Source organism: Natronosalvus rutilus, assembly GCF_024204665.1.
GTDB lineage: Archaea > Halobacteriota > Halobacteria > Halobacteriales > Natrialbaceae > Natronosalvus > Natronosalvus rutilus.
On the sequence record NZ_CP100358.1, the window covers coordinates 16,945 to 34,993 of the forward strand.

Sequence of the window (18,049 nt, forward strand, 5' to 3'; positions counted from 1 at the left end):
GTTAGGCCGCCCCCGTTCCGATGTGGATCAGGCCGCAGTTCTCACAGTCGATGCCGTAGTCAGCGTCGGCCTCGCCCGGGACGTCGGTGACGATGGTGATGGCCCCGCCGCAGTCCATGCAGCCGGAGTCGTTCGGTTCGTCGCGTACTTCGCGCGGTTGTGGTCTCGTTCTCATAGCCTGTTGACCTCAACTAATCGATGGACGGCTTCTACCTTAAGGGTTGTCCTTCGTGGTTAACCGTTGAGTGGTGCGGTTTCGGGGTCGTACATTGGGTGGTCCGGGTTCATGGTGTGATCCCGTAGGGTGAGGATGAGCCGGTCGCAGTACCGGCAGGCCCCGGTCTGATCTGCCAGGTAGTTCGGGTTGACGAGCTCACCGCAGCGGCACTTCGCGATGGGGTACGGCTTCTCCCGGAGGTCGGCATCGGTGAAGTCGGCGAGGCTCTTGACCGTGATCGGGTGACCGTCACCGTCGACGGCGTCGAGTTGCTCGAGGACGTCAGCGCGGTAGGACTGATAGGCCCGGGTGATCCGGTCCCAGGTGTAGCGGTGGCCTTCGGTTGAGGCGTTCGACTCGGCGTCCATCCGGACGGCGTAGTCCCAGGCGTTGCTGTCGACGGAGTCCAGCGCCATCACGACGTCAGGGAACCGGAGGACCGTCTTTTTCACGCCGAAGGCGTGGAGCCGGCATCGGTCTGGCAGCGCCTCGCTCACCTGGAGGATGGTCGACCGGATTTCCTCGTCAGCGTTCCGCCGGCAGACCGAGCCGATGCCGACGTGATCTGACAGCAGGCCGTGCTCGCGGTAGTAGTCCAGGTGCTCGAGGTACTCCGGGACGGTGTAGCCTTGGAGGACACTGACGGGTTCGGCTTCTACGCCGATCTCCTCGGCGAGCTCGAGGCATTCGACGTGGTCACGGATGGTCCACTCCTGGTGTTGGCGGGCGGTCCGGCCGTGCTTTCGCAGGACCTTACTCTCGCACGCCCAGTCCCGCAGCGCGTACCGGTCGATGGTCACGCCGTCGCGTTGCTCGTGTTCGCGGATGAACTCGAGGTACTCCCTGATCGGGTCCTCGTACTCGCTGTTGCCGAGCAGCGTGCTGTAGCCGCCGGAGTCGATGAACCACTCCGGGCCGGGCCAGGGCTTGTTCGCCCGGGTGGCGAACGAGACCATACACGACTCGGGGGCCGGGACGTCACCGAGGGCGAGGGTCTGACCGTGAGCCTCGACGGTGTCGTCGCGTTCGGCTTCGCGTAGCGCCTTCCGGGAGCCGCCGCTCGATACCGTCCAAAAGAACCGCAGGTTGTCGTGAATCATGGGCCGGGGTTCCGCCGTCAGTTCCCGGCGATGTCCCGCGCGATCTCCTCGCGTGGCGTGTCGTCCGTCTTCTTGACGAACCGCTTGGGGTACTCCTTCCCGCAGCCCCGGCAGTCGACGTAGACTTCGTCGGTCGTCTCGGTCTCGTCTTCGGTCCAGTACACCAGCTCCTCCTCATCGCAGCCGGAGCAGGTCGCGTCGGTTAGTGTGTATGCAACGTTCATAGCCTGTTGACCTCTATCTAATCGATGGACGGCTTCTACCTTAAGGGTTGTCCTTCGTGGTTAACCGTAGGGGGAGAAGGCGTCAGGTGACCGCGGGGCTCGCGGCCGGCATGTCCAGGCCCGGCCCGCCGTCGTCGTCGTCGAAGTCGTCCAGGTTCGTCTGGTCAGAATGCAGCCACGGCGTCTCCTCGTCGCAGTACTTCCCCCGGCCACGGCGAAAAAATCGGGCCCGGCAGGGCTTCGAGCAGAACCGGAGCATTTCCTTGTTGTTGTGCCCGAAGCCCAGGGAGATTCGCTTCTGTACACGGTCGCCCCGGGGGATCACCTCGAGGTCGAGCTCACAATACTGGCAGACGTCGCGGTCCTCGGGAGCAATCAGGGCCCCGTTGTTGACCGTATCGAGTTCTCGTTGAGTCTCTCGCATAGCCTGTTACCTCGAGCTCGTCCATGCACGAGCCCCGCTTTAAGGGTTGTCCCTCGTAGTTATCCGCCACGGGTGGCGGTTTCCAGAAGTCGGCCGGCTGGTCGCTGAAGTATAGCCTGGGGATCAGGCCGCGTCCGCGGTGACGTTGAGCGCCTGGAAGCGGCCGTCCTCGGTGACGGTCACCGTCCCGATCTCGAGCCGGCGGGTCTCGTCGGGGGTCGCCTTGGCCGCCCCGATCAGGTCCGAAAAGTCCTCCCGGCCGTGGAGGGCGTTCTCCGCGCGGTCCAGGACGGTGTACGGGAGCGTCTCGTCCTCGAGCGTGAGGAACGCCCACTCGTCGACCTCGTCGTAGATCAGGACCGCGTCGACGTCGACGGTCATGCGTTACCCCGCCGTCGCTCCTCGAGGTCCTGCCTGACCATGACCTCGAGCGTGGGCATCTGTCGGATGGTGGCGTTGACCGCCTCCTTCATCGCGTTGTGCGGGCGGTCGAGCGGCCGGCGGTCGTCACACTTCTGGAGTTGCTCCATTACCACGGCGTAGGCCCGGGCGTGATCGCCCTGCTGGTGAGCTCCGGGAGCCGCCATGTACGTGAAGGGTCGGTCTCCCCGCATTCACGCCTCCAGGTAGTACTCCGCGAATTCTTCGAATTGGCCGTCCTCGCGGAGGGTTGCGAACCAGGTCATTCGCTCGCTGACGAGCGTACCGGCCATCTTCGGGACGTTGTCGTAGCTGACCGTGACGTCGGTGTGGGCCAGGACGCTCCAGGCGTCCATGAGACTTCGGCCGTCGGCCTTCTCTTCCATCCGGCGGAAGCGCGGGCCCGCCAGGCGTTCGACTTCGTCCAGGAGTTGCTCGGTCAGTTCGTCGTCGTTCCGTGGGATTTCTGGGTCTGCGTTCATAGCCTGTTGACCTCAACTAATCCATAGACAGCTTCTGCCTTAAGGGTTGTCCTTCGTGGTTAACCGCGGGCCAAAAAAAGAGGCGGGTCAGTGGTGAGCGAGACTAATGCCGGGTCTCGAAGTAGCTGACGGCCTGGGACACCATGTCCGAGGTGCAGTAGCTGACGTAATCGCCCAGTGGGCCACTATCGGGCGACCAATCACCGCTGGGCGAATCCCCGCGGCAGAAGCTGCTCGCGAAGACGTCCTCCATCGCGGTGAGGGTCTTCTTCCCGCCCGCGCTGGTGACGTAGTTGTCGTTGCCGTTGTGGATGCCCTCGGCGAGCTCCCAGTCGCGGTCCGTGTCGTAGATGTCCGTTCCCGGTGGCGTGTTGACCGTCTGCCAGTGGCCGTCGTCCCGGCACCGGATCAGCGTGTGAACCAGCATGGACGTGAGTCGGCCGACGCAGTAGTCAGCAATCCGAACCCGGGCGTGAGCGTAGTCGTTGGAGTGCTGGTCACCGGCGACCTTGTCGGCAATGATCGGGTGCCACCTGCTCGAGGACATGGCCGGGTCGGTCCGCGGCCCGTCGTGGTGTTCGTCGCTTCCGGAGCCCTCCCAGTCGCTCATCTGGTTCTGGTGGACGTCACCTACGTCCCACACGTAGGTCACGTTGTCACCGAGCGAGGTCGTGTTGAGGGCGTCGTCGAGGACGTCCAGCGTGGGCTCGTAGATCGCGTAGCTGTTATCGCCCCATCCCGTGTGACCGTCGTAGTCTTCGAACCAGCCCCCGTCGTACTCGTAGAAGTACGCCGTGGCTCCCATGAGATAGTTCGACTTGCTGACGAGGTCCGAGATCACTTTCTGGCAGTGATCGGCCTCGGCGTCGATGAACTCATCGAAGGGGGTGTAATCCCCGAGATGCGATTCGGGAATCATCACTCGGAACGTCGCGCTGGAGTCGTGACTCGTGTCGCCAGCGTCGACGTATTTGGTGTGGAGATTCACGTCGAGGTCGTAGGGTGACTTCGACGCTGTTGCGTTGCCGGTAGTTCCGATCAGGCCCGCGCCTGCAAGTGTCGATACCGCTGCGGTCTTTCGAAGGAAGTTTCGTCTTTCCATTGACGTGTCGCTGTCGCGTAATTTGGTCTTAGAGCGATTCTTCTGACGTTCTGACTCTCTCATAGCCTGTTACCTCACCTGCAACCAGTGCATGGACAGAGGGTGTATTAAGCGTTGTCGTTCGTGGTTAACCGTATAGTAATTGTCATATCTGTGAGGAGGAATACCAGACACCAGACCGCGAAAAAATGGGCTCAACGGCGGGCCGCCCGCCGCGTTCAGTGATTACCTGAAGTAATCGGCCGCATCGCGGATGAGGAATGACGTGCAGGCCGTGATCTGCCGAAGGTACTCGTCACCGAGCTGGTAGTCGCTGGGCACGGTGCTGCCCCCGCAGCTCCCGTCCTCGTTGTTCATCTCCGGCTTCGAGTAGATCCCCATCGCCGTGGGGGCCCACTTGTCGCCCGAGGTGTTCACCGACCTCGCGGCTTCGTAGTGGTAGGTGTTCCCTCGGTCGGGAACATTCTCATAGAGGTCGTTCCACTCGCCGAAAGCATTGACTCGCGTGAGTGCCATGAGCGCCCCTCGAGTCAGCCGTCCCGTGACGACCTCCCCGTTGGTAACGCGGACGTGCATGTTGTTGTGACCGAGCCCGTCGTCTCCGGGGAAGCCGGTGATCGGCGGGTAAATGTCGCTGCTCGTGAGCGCAGGGTCACAGACGTTGACGAGGTTCTCCGCGCACTGAACGTTGCAGTCCCCGCCGTAGCTGTCGACTTCGTCGCAGTTCCAGACCTTGATCCGGTCGTTGCCATCAGTCCAGTGATCGCTGATGATGCCGTCAAGTTCCTGGAGGGAGATGTCCCAGCTCATTGACGAGTCGTGGTCGTAACAGTAGAGCGCCAGACCGTCGAAGTCGGAATCGCCAGCAAGATTCCAGTAATCACCGAACGTGTCCTCGGCGTGGTCGAAGGCGGTCTGGGCGTTGTTGTTCTCGTAGCGAGCCATCAACTGAATCTTGGCGACGTTCGCGCCTGACGTGTTGCCCCAGGTGGCGCTGTCAATGAAGTTGAAGTTGGTGCTCGCGGCCGCCGTTCCCACGATACCAATAGTTGCTCCCGATGCCGCTGCCGCTCGAAGGAAGTTCCGTCGATTGATGTTGTTGTCAGATCCTTTCATGGATTCTTCTAACCGCTGTAATTTGTTCGCAGAGCTATTCTCCGCCGTATCTGACTCTCTCATAGCCTGTTACCTCACCTGCAACCAGTGCATGGACCGGGGGTATATTAAGCGTTGTCCCACGTGGTTAACCGTATAGTAGCTGTCATATTTCTTCTTGTGTATGCTTACCTGTATGGTATATTTGCTTACGGATATCCACGTAGGACAACCCTTAAGGGGACGTCTGTCCTCGGACGTGGGGGAGTTCGACTTCCGACCACCGCGCGGTTCCGCTGTATAGAAGTCGGAAATTCGCTATTCGCCCGATTTCACGGGGGACAGACCCCAAAAGTACCGTTTCCGTTTGATTCCTCGCCAGGGGGTATCATACACGGAGGGGCTCCGTCGGCACTCGAGGCGAACGTGCGCGACTGTGGGCCCGCTGTCGGTCGGCAGAATTCGGGGAGGACAGGCCGCGAGAAGGCGGGTCTCGTCGTCAGTCCGGGCGGTCCCGGCCGACGTATTCGAATTCGATCACCCACACCACTTTCTCGGGGTCCCAGGAGCCCTCACCGTACACGAGCTCGTAGCCGGCCCGGAAGTCAGCGAGGTCCTCGTAGTCACCCTCCGCCCGGGCGTCCTCGTCGGTCATGTCCCCGAGCGCCTGCTGGTAGACGTCGTCGACGCGAATGTAGCAGTCAGCCTCGTCGTGACTCGTGAACATTTCCGTCGACGCGATGTACACGCCGTCCGGTTTGGCCTGCCGGCGTTCCCATTCCCGACGGGTGACGGTTTTCGAGCCCGACCTGATCTGCTCCATGTGGTAGTCCTTGAATAGCATTTACCTGACCACCATCGATGGCCCGCCTTCTTCAAATTCCTCCTCGTGATCGCACCATTCGCATTCCGCGGCCTTCACTCGGAAGAACGCAGAAAGCTCGGTCGGGACCAGGTAGTGGTGATCGCGGTCGCAGGCCCACTCCTGGTAGCGGGTTAGGTTGAACCGCTCGGCGAGGGTGTGAACGAAGCGTGGAGGTTTCATCGGTCGACCTCACCTCGCGGAGCCCCGCAGTGCGGGCAGGGGCCGGGCTCGTCCGTGATCGCGACGTCCTCGAGGAACTCCCGGTCGTCCCGGGTCTCGTGGCTCCCGCTGACCTCGAGCTCGAAGCAGCCGTTCGGACACGAGAGGTCGATGGTGGTGTCAGTCTGCATCGACCTCACCTCCGTCGGCCGGCGTCGGCTCGCCGTAGCTGTTGAGCGTCGGCTCGTCCGCGGTGAGCAGGTGTTCGCAAAGCGACTTCGCCATCGTGACGGGGACGGCGTTGCCGATCTGCTTGACCGTCTCGGTTTTGTTCCCGGCGATGTCGTATTCGTCAGGGAAGCCCATCGCCGCAGCGAGCTCGCGCGGCTCCAGCATTCGGAACCGAATATCCAGGCCCCACGGGTAGTGTTCGGGCAGGACCAGCGCCAGGCTGTCCCGGGCCGTGATCGTCGGCATCGGGTCCTCGAGCGAGCGGGCCCCGGAGTTGCCGTGGTACTGTACCAGGTAGGGCGTGACGACGTGGCCGTCGGTGTTTTTCGCCGTGACGGTGTGGAGCGGTCGGTCCTCGGGGTCGTAGGCGGGGTTCGAGTGAAGCCCGCGGTAGGCCCCGTTCCGCGGCAGGACGAACGGCCGGGGCTCGATTTTGCTGATCGCCCCGCGGGTCGCGATGGTCGGGACGCCTTCCTCGGTGACGTCCTTCGGGAGCGCGTTCGATTGCTGACCGAGCAGGTACGGAGTTGCCAGGGCGAACGTCGGGTTCGTCCTGATCGTCCCCATCGGCTCGTCGACTGACTGGTGAGCGTCTGACCGGCCGTAGTACTTCACGAGGAAGGGCTCGCCCCGTTCGGCGACGACCTCCTCGGTGACGTCCTCGAGGGCGACCGGCTCCTGTTGCATCGCTTCGACGTCGGCTTTCGTGAGCTCGGCGACGGCCTCGGCGAACGGCTCGAGATCGGCCGCGCCGTGCCGGCGGATGCCGTCAGCGATACGCTGCATCGTGTTGTTCACCAGCGGCCGGTCGCGCGTCCAGATGCTCTCGCCCGGGTCCGACCAGTCGATCACCTCCGCGGCCGCCCGCCAGGGCTCGGTCCCCGGCTCCTCGCCATCGCGACTGTGCGTCGGTTCGGGGAAGGTAGCCCGCGCCCCGAGCCGCCCGATCACGAATAGCCGTTCCCTCGAGGTGGCCTCGCCGTAGTCGGCCGCGTTGAGCACGCGCCAGTCGACGCTGTAGCCGATGGCGTGCAGCGCCGTCACCCAGGCGTCGAATAGCTCACCGTTCCGGGTCGGCTGGCCGTCCTCGTCGACGGGGCCCCAGCTTTCGAGCTCCTTGACGTTCTCGACGAGGATGGTTTGCGGCCGGATCTTCTGTGCCCAGTCGACGATGTGCCAGGGGGAAGCCCGCTTTTGCTCGTCGACGGGCTTGCCGCCCCGGGCGTTGCTGAAGTGGGTACACTCGGGAGCGCCCACGAGGATCTTGACCTCGCCCGGCGTTACGACGTTCGGCGGGTGCAGCTCCTCCACCTTCGCGTTCCGGTGTTCGGCCCACTCGTGGTTTTGCTGATGGGTCTCGATGGCGGTCGTCCAGTGGTTGACCGCGACCAGGTCGACCTCGCGGCCCAGCCCTTCACACGCCAGGGCCAGCCCGGTCGATAGCCCGCCGGCCCCGCAAAAGAGGTCGACGGCCGTCACGGCGTCGTCGGCGTCACTCATCGCCGGCTTCCTCCTCGAGGGCGTCGGCCAGCGCGGAGATCTCCGGCTTCGTGAACGGGCCCCCGCAGTCGAACGCTTCCCGGGGCTCGAAGTCGGCGTCGTACTCCTTGAATAGCAGGTTGAGCACCTCGAAGCTCACCCGCCCGTTCGAGGCGTTCTCGAGCTTCTTGCCGGTCAGCGCGTAGTACGCACGGTTCTTCTCGTACTTTCGAAGCGGCCGGTAGCCGCCCCGGACGTCTGACTCGATCAGCCGACGGATCTGCTTTCGGAGCCCGCTGACCGTCGACGGCTCGAGGTCGTCGTCGTCAGTTGGCATCGGCTTTCACCTCCCCGCCGTGCTCCCGGAGGAGCGCGGTGACGTCCGCCTCCGATAGCTGGTCGCCGTCGGTGATCGCCCCCCAGGGAACCTCGCCGATGTCGAGACGGTACAGCAGGTCGAACGGGTACAGCTTCGTCAGCGGGAACGGATGCTTTTCGGCGAAGCCGTACAGATCAGTGCTCGCGACCTGGGCCTTGTTGTTGCTGCTCATCGACTGGAACTGGATGTACTCGCCTCCGTAGCCGATCTCGCCCAGGATGTTCCGCTCACCGTCGAAGCGGGTCAGCATCAGGTACAGGTACTGGCCGCGTTCCTGCAGGTGGAAACGGATGGTTTTCGTCTCGTAGCTCGTCTCGCTGACGGTCACCTCGTACAGTGACGGGAGGTCCGTCTCGTCGACGTCGTCGACGCTGACCGGCCCGCCTTCCTGAAGGGCCTCGGCCGCGGACGGATCAGCGCCCAGGGCGTAGGTCTCCTCCTCACTCATCGTCCTCACCCCCCTCTGCGTCGACTGTTACCGGGTCGGCCTTCCGGCAGCACTCCTTGCAGTCCTCACCGTCGACGTAGGCGGCTCCCTCCTGGACGGGCGTCCCGCGCCCGGTCGGGTAGAAGCCGTACTTCCCGCAGAGACTGCGGCCGTCCTCGCCGAAGATGTGCTGGACGTGGGCGTTCCCTGGCGCACCCCAAAGGAGGTCGGGCGTCTCCAGGACGCCGGCCTCGTCGATGGCGATGGCGAGCTTCCGGGCCCGGTCAGGACTGAAGCCGTCGAGCTTCGAGAGTCGGGCGGGCGAGTAGCCGGCCGGGATGTCGGTCACGACCTCACGCAGCTCCTCGGTGCTGTCGAACTCGCCGGCGATCACCGCGGCCGTCGCCTCACCGATGCCGTTGACTTCCTCGAGGCGATCAGCGAGCTCACTCATCGCCATCGCCCCCTGCGGTCTCGTAGTTGATCTGGACCATCCCCGGGACCTCCAGGCCGCCGGCTTGTTCAACGCCGGCGTCGATGAGCGCCTCCCCGACGGCCTCGAAGTCGACGTCGTCGGCATCGGCCTCGATCACGAAGTGACCGCCCCCGTTCTGGTAGTGGGTCACGCTGTCCGGGTCAGCGCCCTCGATCTGCTCAACCGCCTCGGTGACGTCGGACTTACTCATCGTCACCACCGTCCTCGAGGTCGTCCAGGTAGCCGCGCATGCAGTCAGCCGAGCAAAGGTAGCTCGTCACGACACCCAGGCCGTCGTCCGGCTCGTGTACGTGGGTGAAGAAGGGCGTCTCGCCCGCCTCTTTCGCCTCGAGATCGCCGTGCCAGATTTCGTCGGCGAACTCGTGATCGCACTCGGGGCCTTTACACGTCAGCGCCATTAGGCATCGCCCTCCTCGTCCGCCTCGTCTGGCTGGAGGGCCCGAAGCCGGTCGGTCCATCCGTTCTCCTCGGCCATCGTCAGCGCCGCCTCGAAGTCAGCGGCCGCCTCCTCGGCGTCCTCGCCGCGGCCCTCGAGGAGGAGCTCGTCCTGATCGCGGGTGGCGGTGCCGCGCTTGACCTTCGCCCGGACCTTCACGCCGTGATCGAGGGGCTCCTTCCGGCCGGCCTCGTACTCGAGTGAGTCGGTGTCGTCGCCGTCGGTGAGGGTCGCCTGGTTCTGGTTCGGTTCGTCCGTCGTGTCGTGATTGCCTGTTACCATGTTTGGGTCTGCGTCTGCGGTTGATTCGCTCGCGTTACTCATCGACGAGGGCTTCCTCGGCCTTGCACACCCGCTTGAAGCGGGTGCTGTCCGGCTCCGCCCCCTCCGGGTGATGCCGCGCCTTCAGCTTCCGGGCGACCGTGCTCACGATCTCCGGGTCGGCGTCGGGTGCCACGCCCAGGACCTCGTGAGGTGGCTCCTCGGCGACGACGGCGTCGTCGTCCGCTGCCGGGAGAGCCGCCGCAGCGAACTGCGACTGCCCGGTTTTCACCTTCCGGTCGCCGGCCTTCCGGGTCTCCTTCATCCACATGAATACCTCCCTGACGTTGTCGCGGAGGTGGGTGTAGTCGTCACACCCCACCACGAACTGATCGCCGTCCTTCGTCCACCGGAGAACGAAGCCGGGGTCGTCAGGGCGGGCGTTGTGCAGCGGGAGCCCGTTCGATTTGGTGTGGCCGTTCCCGATGGATGCCCGGAACTTGTCAGCGCCCAGGCGGTCCATTTCGCGGGCGAGCTGCTTGGTCGTCTGCCCGAGGTTCGCCTGGTAGGCGCTCGTCGACGAGCGCTTCCCTTCGGGCGTCCGCGGGAGCTCTGGTGGCCAGTCGATGCCGGTGTCAGTCATCGGCCGGCTCGCCTCCGAAGCTGTCCAGGCCGGACTGATCCTCCTCGCGTTCCTCCTCGTCTTCTTCCTCGGGGACCTCCGTGTGCGGGAGGATCACCTCGTTGACGAACTTGGCGAACTTCTCGGTGTCCAGGTCCCAGGCCGCGACGTAGCCCGACCGGGTGACCATCATTTTGGTGATGTACCCCTCGAAGTTGCCCTCGAGCCCGAGCTGGTTGCTCGCGGAATCGCCCAGGGTGTCGTTGAGGACGTCCGAGTTACCGTACAGGGTGCCGCGGACGAAGCCCTCGGGCCCGAGCGCCCACTCCGAAGCGTCCGGATAGGCGTCACGGAGCGAGATCAGGTCGACCTCGGCCCGCGTGATCCGGGCGGTCCCCTGCTCGGCGATCAGGTAAAAGACGAACTCGCCGACTGACCGCTCGGCGACCACGTACCGGTTCGGGACGCAAATCCAGTTCGTCTGGTGGGCCTCTTTCCTACGGGCGCTTACTGTCCCGATCTCGTTGTTCTCACCGTCCACCCGAGTCTTGTCGACTTCGATGGCTTCCTCGCGGGCCGCTTTCCCGCTGGTCGCGATGTACTCGCCCTCGAGGTCGCGATGGGTGTCGGTCGCTTGAATCACTGTCGCGAGCTCGAACTCGCCCTCCATGCGGGTGTACCCCGCCGTAGTGGGCTCGCCGAACTCGCACCATTCGTCTTCGGGGATGCCGATCACCCCGCTGTTTAGGTCTGGCATGACCAGTAAGACAACGAACTTACACCCTTATAAAATTACCTGACATAGCCCAATAAGCACTCTCGGGCATTGTCTCAACTTGTAAGAAGGGGTCCGCAGTTACGCTCGCTCGCCCGTGTGGTCGAAGTGATCCTCCCAGGACATGACCGCCGGCGGGTACTCGATGGCGTCGTTGTCACCGTCACCGTAGCCGGTCCAGCCCGTGCGTTCGGCCTCGGTCAGCAGGTGATCGAAGCGCGTCGTGATGAGTGCGGCCGTCCCCGCGCCCAGGAAGTCCCGGAAGCGGTAGATCGTGACGTCCGCCCCGCTGTCGGTCGTGAGGTGGGTCGCCATCGTCAGAACACCTCCTCGGCCGGCTTCATGCCGACGAGTCGCTCGTCGAGCGTGGCTCCGTTGACCGCCTGCTTTTGCGACCATCGGTTCGAGCCCAGGCGGGCCCGTCCCTGGATCACGTACCTCGTGAACTCTCCCTCGGCCCGCTTGATCTTGCAGATTCGGAGCTCGCGCCCCGCGCCCACGAACGTCTGATCTGCCTGTACTTCCCGGCCGGCCGGTGTCGTCTCGGTTTCGGTCGTCATAGCCTGTTGACCTCAACTAATCGATGGACGGCTTCTACCTTAAGGGTTGTCGTTCGTGTTTAACCGTGCCGTCAGTCGAAAAAGAGGTGGTCAGATCAGTACGGCTTGAGTCCGACCGCGCAGGCGAAGCACGCCCCGGCTGGGGAGTGCTTGCTGTACCAGTCACCGCAGGTACACTGCTGTACCTCACCCTCGCCGTGAAGTTCCTCGGCCTCCTCGCGGGACTTTGGCGGTGATGCTCGGCGTGGCATCTACTGCGCCCCCGTGTTGATCGTCACCGAGACGACGCTGCCGTCGTGTTTCCCGGGGACGTACTTCACCTGGCCCGCTTGCTCGAGGGGTTCGTCGACGGTCAGGTGGCCGGCGTCGACGGCGTCGTCGACGCGGTCCTGGATGGTCGCCAGCGCCCCGACCGGGATGTCCGGCCGTTCCTGGTTCATCACCGCGAAGGGGCCGTCCGCATCAGGGTACACTCCGAAGGTGAGCTCGCGTTCGTTCGTTGCTGCGTCGTGTTCTGTCATAGCCTGTTGACCTCAACTAATCGATGGACAGCTTCTACCTTAAGGGTTGTCCTTCGTGGTTAAGCGTGGGTGAGAAGGGAAGCTGACCGGTGAGGAGAGGTGGGAGGAAGGGAAGGTGTGACAGTCCTCCTCGGAATCCGGCCTCGATCACGGAGGCAACGACGGTGCCGAAGGCGAAAACACCCCGGCGAGTGAAAAGAGAACCGCGGGTACTATCAACGTAATCCTACCCAGGGAGCTCACCGTGAGGGACCTCCCCCGGAACAACTCCGTAACAGCACTGTTTCGACCCTTGTTACCGCGGGGGAGTGACGTCCCCGGGAGCAACCCCGTAACACCGCTGATCCAACCTCGTAACACGACTGTTACACCCCAGGAAAGTGACTTGTCATAGAATCCGCGGAGTAACAGCGTTGTTACGGAGTTGGTGGCCCGGGACGGTACTACCGTACCCTACTTTCGTAGAAAGTCCGGTCCGGTCCCGTTGCTAACTGTTACAGCTTGTATCAATAGCGGTTATATGCAACCACTATCTCATTACCGGGGCTTATCTTGGGTTCGTGGGTGTGGCTCGGTTTTCGGTGTCTCTGTAACGCCTTACGGGGGGGTCCCTGTAACAACGCTGTTACGGGGTTGTGTCGGGGTGGGTTCGTCCACTCGTGGTGAGTCCTGTATATCCTCCGGTTCCGGCTCCTCCTCCTTCTGGGGAGAGTCAGCCGGTGGCGTTCCGGCTTTCCGGGCCTGGGCGATCTGCGTCTGGACGCTCTTGACGAGCTCGTCGTCGTCGAGCGTGATCTGCACCTCCTTCCCGAGTGTGTCAGTGTTCGGCGTGACGATCACGTCGTGAGCCTCCGCGGCTTCCCGGCTCGCCTCGAGGCGCTCGGGCGTCGGGTTGTGATCGTCCGGGACGGCGTACAGCACCTTCCGGCGTTCCTCGTCGAGTGTCCCGCAGTCAGTCATAGCAGGGTCACCCGGTCAGGGTCGGCCAGCTTCACCATCTTGAACGTTGAGCTGCTGTCCGGCGTCGGCTTCTCGTGGTACTCGAAGGCACCGCCGGTGATATGCTCACGGCCGGCGGAGTCGGTGACCTCCTCAACTTCCTCGGTCTCGGTGACCGAGAGCTTCGCGAGGGCCTTCATCGCCCGGTACACTTCGGCGTTGTGCAGGGTCTCACCGGTCGCCGCCTGCAGGTCGACTTTCAGGGCGATCTTGTTGTAGCGCCCGCGGGTGTGGTTCGTCGAGATCACCTGGCCGGCCTGGACGTGTTGTGACCAGTCCCCCCAGTGCTCGAAGATCGTCACCGCCCGCAGTTTCGAGGTGTTGCCCGCGAGAAGGTCCTGGCGTTCGTCCTCACTCATCGAGGCGTACTTCTCGAGGATGGTCATATCCTCGTAGTAGTTCCCTGATCGCGGGTCCGTCGGGTCGTCCCCGTCGAGGCGGGCCTGGACGTCGTTGAGGGTCGCGGTCAGTCCGCGGATGGTCTCCTGTTGTTCACTGACGTCGCTCGCCAGGTCTCGGGTAACCTGTTGCCAGCCGCGGACCTCGTCGCGAAGGTCCTGGACCTCCTCTTTGAGCTCGTCCGGCGTCAGTTCATCGCACGGTTCATCCTGGCCCTGGCCCTCGATCTCCTCGAGTGTATCGAGCGAGTCGAGGAAGGACCGGTCGTCGTCCGTCAGATTGTCCGCTGTCATGTCCTGTTACCTCACGAACACGGGCCGCGTGACGGAGACGGGAGGATAGGTTTATAAACCGCGAAACCGAAAAACCACCCGGCGAGACGGCGAGGTCCCGGCGGTGGGCTTCCCGTTCTCCAAACTTGTACTGCGCGACCATTTGTGTTCAGTTCCAACTGTGCTTGCCGCATCTATATATATCTACCTAACAGGTCAAACGCTCGCATTACCGATTATGCATTCGTGAGAACGAGAGAAGTATCTAACCGAAAAGGCCGTCGTTGGCCGGTGTACGGCGTGTTATTTCGGGAATTCCAGGAAAAGGTCGCGAGTCACCGGATCAACGGTGATCGTCACCTTAACCCCCTTGGCCCCTTCGTCTCCGTAGCCGAGGTCCTCCTCGATGCACTCCGGCGGGATGGTCAGCAGGACCGTCCCGTGGGAGTTTTCGCGGATTTTCCGGCTCCCCCGAGCCTTCGCCCCCTGGTTGTAGTACCGGCGGGTGTCCGCGGTGATCGCGAGCTCCCGCTCGTCCGGGAGGCTGAAGATCGCTGCATGTTCGCCCACATCGAAGGGCGTATTCTCGAGCGTATCCGGCGGGATGGAGACGCTTAGGCTGTTTCCAGATTGGTACAATTCTTTCTTTGCGAGGATGATCCTACGCTCGTCGTCAGGCATATCTGCGACCTGTGGTTGTCCTGTGCTCATCGTACTGTCACACCTATATCGTATCAATCAGTTGGTCGTCAACGTAGTTATATGCTGGGTACCATCTGTAAATACTGATAACGGATCTGTACATATTTGGTTAAGTAATTTGGATTAGATGACTGGTTAGGTATATGTGGGACAAGTATCTTATAGGACGGCTTACAATGGACCGATATGGCGAAGGACAGCCTGCTCGGGCGGGTGAAACGACAGATCGTCACCTGGGGATGGAAGCTCCAGCGCACCTACCGTGACGACCACGGAGCCTACTGCGTCAGGGCCACCTACCGTGGCCAGACCTTCTACTGCGTGGCGAAGGAGACTGCTCACCAGGGCCTGGCATCCTTCGGCCCGCGAGTCACGAAACGGGCCGCTGATACCGATAGCCTCCTGGTCGAATTCTTCGGAGAGGAGCCCCGCTTAGGCGAGGCATACGTGTTCGACCCCGCGTTCGTCCTCGAGGTCGCTGACGAAAGCCGGGGGGCATCGAAAAAGGGCCAGATCACCACCTGGTATGAGCTCCCGCTCGATCACGGAGCCATCCTCGGTGACGTCGTGAGCGGTCGCGATGAACCTGATCGGGACGTCAACGAACACAAACCGCGTCCCGTGAAAATTACCGATTACTGACTCGCCGGCCCTTCGCCGTCGGTCTCATCGTGGTCCTTTAGGTCGCCTCGAGAGATCCGGTTGATTTCGTCCATGTCTTCGTGAATCCAGGCGAACACTTCCTCGGCTGCTTCCAAGAAGTCAACCATCACGTCGTCAGTTATCCCGACGTCAACCGTTTTTTCGTCCCCGATGAACCGGACTTTCTTTATATCCTCGGCGCTGTCAAACAACTCGATCTCCCGGACCCACCTGACCGACTCATCCGGTTCGTCGTCTGGCCTGTTACCTCTCATCGATTTACTCCTCGCCCGTGATCTCGCGTTGCCACTGTTTGAACGCTTCCCGTCGGGCCTCGTTATCCTCGCGCATCTGCTGCTCGAGGGGGATGGGTTCGGCATCCCGGAGCTTCTCAAGTTCGTCCTCGGCCTCGGCCTCGATTTCGTCGCGGGTGGCCATCGGTCTATCCCTCAACCCACCAGACTCGGGCGTTCGCTCCGACCTTCTTCGTGAGCACGCGGTCGTCCTCGGCGAGCTCGTGGAGTCGGTTGTGGGCGGTCGGCTTCGAGCAGCCGACTCGCTGGGCGACTTCCTTGTTGGTGAGCGGCTCCGGGTGAGCCTCGAGCAGCGCGTCGACGACGTCGTCGTCGCTGTACTTATCCTTGAACTTCCCGCCTTCGCCGTGTTCGACGTTTCCTCGGACTTTGCTTTCTGTCATACAGCGTCCCATACGGTTATCCACGTAATAAAGCCTGCGGTTAACCACGAGGACAATCCTTAAGAACGCCGGCATCGTTGTCACGGCCATATGTCGATCACTCACCCGACCAGTTCGGCTGCCTCGGTACTGACCGATGGCGACACCGAGCTCGTCCAGGAGCTCGAGGAAGCGGCCACTGACCGATGGGGAGACGAGTGGGCGATCTCCATCCGGCGGTGGTCTGACGGCTCCGCGCAGATCTACGCCGAGCACCTCGTCGGACTGACCGAGGACGGCCATCGCGAGAAAGAGCGGTTGTGGCCCGATGGGGACGGCGGCTTCCTCCACGACGCCGTCACCGTCGAACGGCCGGCGACCGTCAGCCACGACGTGATCGAGGAGCAGGTGCGCTCCGAATAAAATCGTGGGGCCGCGGTGGCCCTACGCGAAGTACAGCCCCCGGAAGCAAGTCGGGCACACTACCCGGACGCTTCCGTAGCGGGTTTTCACGTCCCGCCAGTCGCTTTGTTCGAACGGCCCTTCTTTGGCCGCGTTGTACTCCTTGCCGCATCCGTCACATATTGTCATAGCCTGTTTCACCTCCTGCATGCATTGCATGGACAGTATGTACCTTAAGGGTTGTCCTTCGTGTTTAACGGTCACGCATTGCGGTTTCGGTGTTCGAACCGCGACGACGACGGGCCGCGGTGGCCCGTCAGTTGTTCCGGATCAGCTTCCGGTGGCACTTGTCGCAGAGTGTCTCGAGCGTTTCATCGTAGCCGGGGACGTCGTAGCGCCCCGCCCAGAATCTGTCGCCGAGGAACTGGTTGTACACCTTTCCGCATGCGTCACAATCTGTCATAGCCTGTTTGTCACCTCCTGCATGCATTCGATGGACAGTATGTGCCTTAAGGGTTGTCCTTCGTGTTTAACGGTCACGTCTGGCGTTTTTGCTGGCTTGTTAGCACGGTTAACCACGAAGGACAACCCTTATTATAACCCGTGTGTATGGACTACTTGGAGGTCAACAGGCTATGAGACACAACGGAAGCAGCCCATTTACGCACGGAATGGAGATCGAACAATTCCCCGGGGCCTGCCCGCGGGAGGTTCGCAACTACACGATGAACAACGACCGCGGCGAGCTCACTGACTGGCACAACGACATGAGCGGCCCGCGGGAGACCAGCATCGGGGCATACAAGAACTGCAAGACCATCCTCAACCGGTTTTACGCCGACACCCGCGACGAGGATATCACCTGGGACTGGCACGCCAGTCACGAAGGGGCCGGCGCAGGAAGCCACGTCCACCTCTGTGTGGCCGGTGACGTGTTCGACGACCCGATCACGGCCTGGACTATCAGCTACAACACCGTGGCCGAAGTCTTCCCCTTCCTGGCCCCCTTCTTCTGTCACAACTGGGAGGAGGGATTCCGGGACGGGAGCCAGCGCGGGTACGGCAGCAGCCTCAACGTCGAGCACTGGGCCGAAGGTCAGCTCACCCGGTACAGTCAGGACAGCATCGAAAGTCACGTTAACCGCCCGCGGAGCTTCAACCGAAGCTACAACAGCGTGACCTTCAACCCCGCGGCCGGGAACAAGCCGGTGACCATCGAACTCCGGGCGAACGACGCCCACCCCGCGATGGCACTCAACGGCCTGCTCCTCATCCGCCGGCTGACCGGCCGAGCCATCGAGGGCGGCTGGTCACCGAAGCTGGAGAACCACCGCGCGACCCTCGAGGCGTGCTACGAGACGATTTACCGACGCGCGGCTGACGTCGGCCTGCTCACCGCGATGAAGGAGCAGATCCCGGGCGGGATCACCTTCCAGGAGGACCGCGGCCTCCCGGGCATCGACAAGCGCGAATTCGACACCATGTGGGAGGTACTCCGGGCGATCATGGTAGCCTTCCCGCAAACCCCCGGCACCTGGCGCAAGCGCAGCCACATTCTGGTCCGCAGCGGCCGGGATGAATACGGCCCACAGAACAACCCCGACGCACTCTGGAACTTCGACGCCCCGCGCGGGGAGTTCGAATGGGACCACGGCCCGGAGCAGGAGGACTAAGCCGATGTG

36 protein-coding genes are annotated in these 18,049 nt (G+C 62.8%); 3 read left to right on the plus strand and 33 right to left on the minus strand.

Annotated features, from left to right (window positions below):
* Position 1: 1 nt before the first annotated feature.
* From NGM29_RS20760 to NGM29_RS20895, 28 genes are all read right to left on the minus strand, one after another.
* Complete coding sequence (locus tag NGM29_RS20760; protein ID WP_254161622.1) at positions 2-175, minus strand: hypothetical protein; 174 nt, start codon at positions 173-175, stop codon at positions 2-4.
* 59 nt (positions 176-234) lie between these two features.
* Complete coding sequence (locus NGM29_RS20765) at positions 235-1,317, minus strand: deazapurine DNA modification protein DpdA family protein (RefSeq protein ID WP_254161624.1); 1,083 nt, start codon at positions 1,315-1,317, stop codon at positions 235-237.
* Between the two features lie 17 nt (positions 1,318-1,334).
* Positions 1,335-1,541 (minus strand): hypothetical protein, encoded by a 207-nt coding sequence (locus NGM29_RS20770; protein ID WP_254161626.1) that lies wholly within the window; start codon positions 1,539-1,541, stop codon positions 1,335-1,337.
* Between the two features lie 82 nt (positions 1,542-1,623).
* Positions 1,624-1,965: a hypothetical protein gene (locus NGM29_RS20775; protein WP_254161628.1), complete on the minus strand. Its 342-nt coding sequence runs from the start codon at positions 1,963-1,965 to the stop codon at positions 1,624-1,626.
* A gap of 123 nt (positions 1,966-2,088) precedes the next feature.
* Entirely contained in the window at positions 2,089-2,346 is a 258-nt protein-coding gene (locus tag NGM29_RS20780) for a hypothetical protein (RefSeq protein WP_254161630.1), read from the minus strand.
* Positions 2,343-2,579: a hypothetical protein gene (locus NGM29_RS20785; RefSeq protein ID WP_254161632.1), complete on the minus strand. Its 237-nt coding sequence runs from the start codon at positions 2,577-2,579 to the stop codon at positions 2,343-2,345. The genes NGM29_RS20780 and NGM29_RS20785 overlap by 4 nt, the downstream gene beginning before the upstream one ends.
* Positions 2,580-2,867, minus strand: a complete 288-nt coding sequence (locus NGM29_RS20790) for a hypothetical protein (protein ID WP_254161634.1) — start codon at positions 2,865-2,867, stop codon at positions 2,580-2,582.
* Positions 2,868-2,970: 103 nt separating this feature from the next.
* Positions 2,971-3,969 carry a hypothetical protein gene (locus NGM29_RS20795; RefSeq protein ID WP_254161636.1) on the minus strand — a complete coding sequence of 333 codons (999 nt, stop codon included), beginning with the start codon at positions 3,967-3,969 and terminating at the stop codon, positions 2,971-2,973.
* Between the two features lie 225 nt (positions 3,970-4,194).
* Positions 4,195-5,085, minus strand: a complete 891-nt coding sequence (locus NGM29_RS20800) for a twin-arginine translocation signal domain-containing protein (RefSeq protein WP_254161638.1) — start codon at positions 5,083-5,085, stop codon at positions 4,195-4,197.
* A 478-nt stretch (positions 5,086-5,563) separates the two neighbouring features.
* Positions 5,564-5,908, minus strand: a complete 345-nt coding sequence (locus NGM29_RS20805; RefSeq protein ID WP_254161640.1) for an ASCH domain-containing protein — start codon at positions 5,906-5,908, stop codon at positions 5,564-5,566.
* On the minus strand, positions 5,909-6,109 hold the full coding sequence (locus NGM29_RS20810) for a hypothetical protein (protein WP_254161642.1): 201 nt from the start codon (positions 6,107-6,109) through the stop codon (positions 5,909-5,911).
* Positions 6,106-6,279, minus strand: coding sequence for a hypothetical protein (locus NGM29_RS20815; protein ID WP_254161644.1), 174 nt, complete (start codon positions 6,277-6,279; stop codon positions 6,106-6,108). Before NGM29_RS20815 ends, NGM29_RS20810 begins: the two co-directional genes overlap by 4 nt.
* On the minus strand, positions 6,269-7,819 hold the full coding sequence (locus NGM29_RS20820) for a DNA cytosine methyltransferase (protein WP_254161646.1): 1,551 nt from the start codon (positions 7,817-7,819) through the stop codon (positions 6,269-6,271). Before NGM29_RS20820 ends, NGM29_RS20815 begins: the two co-directional genes overlap by 11 nt.
* A complete protein-coding gene (locus tag NGM29_RS20825) occupies positions 7,812-8,135 on the minus strand; it encodes a hypothetical protein (protein ID WP_254161648.1) in 324 nt (107 codons plus the stop codon). Before NGM29_RS20825 ends, NGM29_RS20820 begins: the two co-directional genes overlap by 8 nt.
* Entirely contained in the window at positions 8,125-8,625 is a 501-nt protein-coding gene (locus tag NGM29_RS20830) for a hypothetical protein (RefSeq protein ID WP_254161650.1), read from the minus strand. Before NGM29_RS20830 ends, NGM29_RS20825 begins: the two co-directional genes overlap by 11 nt.
* Positions 8,618-9,058: a helix-hairpin-helix domain-containing protein gene (locus NGM29_RS20835; RefSeq protein WP_254161652.1), complete on the minus strand. Its 441-nt coding sequence runs from the start codon at positions 9,056-9,058 to the stop codon at positions 8,618-8,620. The genes NGM29_RS20830 and NGM29_RS20835 overlap by 8 nt, the downstream gene beginning before the upstream one ends.
* Positions 9,051-9,290, minus strand: a complete 240-nt coding sequence (locus tag NGM29_RS20840) for a hypothetical protein (RefSeq protein WP_254161654.1) — start codon at positions 9,288-9,290, stop codon at positions 9,051-9,053. The genes NGM29_RS20835 and NGM29_RS20840 overlap by 8 nt, the downstream gene beginning before the upstream one ends.
* Positions 9,283-9,498, minus strand: a complete 216-nt coding sequence (locus tag NGM29_RS20845) for a hypothetical protein (protein WP_254161656.1) — start codon at positions 9,496-9,498, stop codon at positions 9,283-9,285. Before NGM29_RS20845 ends, NGM29_RS20840 begins: the two co-directional genes overlap by 8 nt.
* The gene (locus tag NGM29_RS20850) at positions 9,498-9,818 is read right to left on the minus strand and encodes a DUF7389 domain-containing protein (RefSeq protein WP_254161658.1); all 321 of its coding nucleotides are present in this window, start codon (positions 9,816-9,818) and stop codon (positions 9,498-9,500) included. The genes NGM29_RS20845 and NGM29_RS20850 overlap by 1 nt, the downstream gene beginning before the upstream one ends.
* 34 nt (positions 9,819-9,852) lie before the next feature.
* Positions 9,853-10,440: a J domain-containing protein gene (locus NGM29_RS20855; RefSeq protein WP_254161660.1), complete on the minus strand. Its 588-nt coding sequence runs from the start codon at positions 10,438-10,440 to the stop codon at positions 9,853-9,855.
* Positions 10,433-11,176 carry a hypothetical protein gene (locus tag NGM29_RS20860; protein WP_254161662.1) on the minus strand — a complete coding sequence of 248 codons (744 nt, stop codon included), beginning with the start codon at positions 11,174-11,176 and terminating at the stop codon, positions 10,433-10,435. The genes NGM29_RS20855 and NGM29_RS20860 overlap by 8 nt, the downstream gene beginning before the upstream one ends.
* 99 nt (positions 11,177-11,275) lie before the next feature.
* On the minus strand, positions 11,276-11,509 hold the full coding sequence (locus NGM29_RS20865) for a hypothetical protein (protein ID WP_254161664.1): 234 nt from the start codon (positions 11,507-11,509) through the stop codon (positions 11,276-11,278).
* A 2-nt stretch (positions 11,510-11,511) separates the two neighbouring features.
* Positions 11,512-11,754, minus strand: coding sequence for a hypothetical protein (locus tag NGM29_RS20870; RefSeq protein ID WP_254161666.1), 243 nt, complete (start codon positions 11,752-11,754; stop codon positions 11,512-11,514).
* Between the two features lie 95 nt (positions 11,755-11,849).
* The gene (locus NGM29_RS20875) at positions 11,850-12,005 is read right to left on the minus strand and encodes a hypothetical protein (RefSeq protein ID WP_254161668.1); all 156 of its coding nucleotides are present in this window, start codon (positions 12,003-12,005) and stop codon (positions 11,850-11,852) included.
* Positions 12,006-12,275 carry a hypothetical protein gene (locus NGM29_RS20880; RefSeq protein ID WP_254161670.1) on the minus strand — a complete coding sequence of 90 codons (270 nt, stop codon included), beginning with the start codon at positions 12,273-12,275 and terminating at the stop codon, positions 12,006-12,008.
* A 597-nt stretch (positions 12,276-12,872) separates the two neighbouring features.
* Positions 12,873-13,235 carry a hypothetical protein gene (locus NGM29_RS20885; protein WP_254161494.1) on the minus strand — a complete coding sequence of 121 codons (363 nt, stop codon included), beginning with the start codon at positions 13,233-13,235 and terminating at the stop codon, positions 12,873-12,875.
* Positions 13,232-13,966, minus strand: coding sequence for a hypothetical protein (locus NGM29_RS20890; protein ID WP_254161495.1), 735 nt, complete (start codon positions 13,964-13,966; stop codon positions 13,232-13,234). Before NGM29_RS20890 ends, NGM29_RS20885 begins: the two co-directional genes overlap by 4 nt.
* Before the next feature lie 282 nt (positions 13,967-14,248).
* Positions 14,249-14,626 carry a hypothetical protein gene (locus NGM29_RS20895; RefSeq protein WP_254161496.1) on the minus strand — a complete coding sequence of 126 codons (378 nt, stop codon included), beginning with the start codon at positions 14,624-14,626 and terminating at the stop codon, positions 14,249-14,251.
* Positions 14,627-14,833: 207 nt separating this feature from the next.
* Between NGM29_RS20895 and NGM29_RS20900 the strand changes: the two genes are divergently transcribed.
* Positions 14,834-15,289 carry a hypothetical protein gene (locus NGM29_RS20900; RefSeq protein ID WP_254161497.1) on the plus strand — a complete coding sequence of 152 codons (456 nt, stop codon included), beginning with the start codon at positions 14,834-14,836 and terminating at the stop codon, positions 15,287-15,289.
* Here NGM29_RS20900 and NGM29_RS20905 read toward each other — a convergent pair.
* From NGM29_RS20905 to NGM29_RS20915, 3 genes are read right to left on the minus strand one after another with little or no spacing between them, the layout of a single operon-like run.
* Positions 15,283-15,564, minus strand: a complete 282-nt coding sequence (locus NGM29_RS20905; RefSeq protein ID WP_254161498.1) for a hypothetical protein — start codon at positions 15,562-15,564, stop codon at positions 15,283-15,285. The two genes, NGM29_RS20900 and NGM29_RS20905, sit on opposite strands and share 7 nt — an antisense overlap.
* 4 nt (positions 15,565-15,568) lie before the next feature.
* A complete protein-coding gene (locus NGM29_RS20910; RefSeq protein WP_254161499.1) occupies positions 15,569-15,727 on the minus strand; it encodes a hypothetical protein in 159 nt (52 codons plus the stop codon).
* Between the two features lie 4 nt (positions 15,728-15,731).
* Positions 15,732-15,986 (minus strand): helix-turn-helix domain-containing protein, encoded by a 255-nt coding sequence (locus NGM29_RS20915; protein WP_254161500.1) that lies wholly within the window; start codon positions 15,984-15,986, stop codon positions 15,732-15,734.
* A 90-nt stretch (positions 15,987-16,076) separates the two neighbouring features.
* On the opposite strand from NGM29_RS20915, the gene NGM29_RS20920 reads away from it, so the two are divergent.
* Entirely contained in the window at positions 16,077-16,388 is a 312-nt protein-coding gene (locus NGM29_RS20920) for a hypothetical protein (RefSeq protein WP_254161501.1), read from the plus strand.
* Between the two features lie 21 nt (positions 16,389-16,409).
* Here the strand turns inward: NGM29_RS20920 and NGM29_RS20925 are convergent, their stop codons facing one another.
* A complete protein-coding gene (locus tag NGM29_RS20925) occupies positions 16,410-16,556 on the minus strand; it encodes a hypothetical protein (protein WP_254161502.1) in 147 nt (48 codons plus the stop codon).
* A 127-nt stretch (positions 16,557-16,683) separates the two neighbouring features.
* Positions 16,684-16,830: a hypothetical protein gene (locus NGM29_RS20930; protein ID WP_254161504.1), complete on the minus strand. Its 147-nt coding sequence runs from the start codon at positions 16,828-16,830 to the stop codon at positions 16,684-16,686.
* 172 nt (positions 16,831-17,002) lie between these two features.
* Between NGM29_RS20930 and NGM29_RS20935 the strand changes: the two genes are divergently transcribed.
* Positions 17,003-18,040 (plus strand): hypothetical protein, encoded by a 1,038-nt coding sequence (locus NGM29_RS20935; protein WP_254161507.1) that lies wholly within the window; start codon positions 17,003-17,005, stop codon positions 18,038-18,040.
* Positions 18,041-18,049 lie beyond the last annotated feature (9 nt).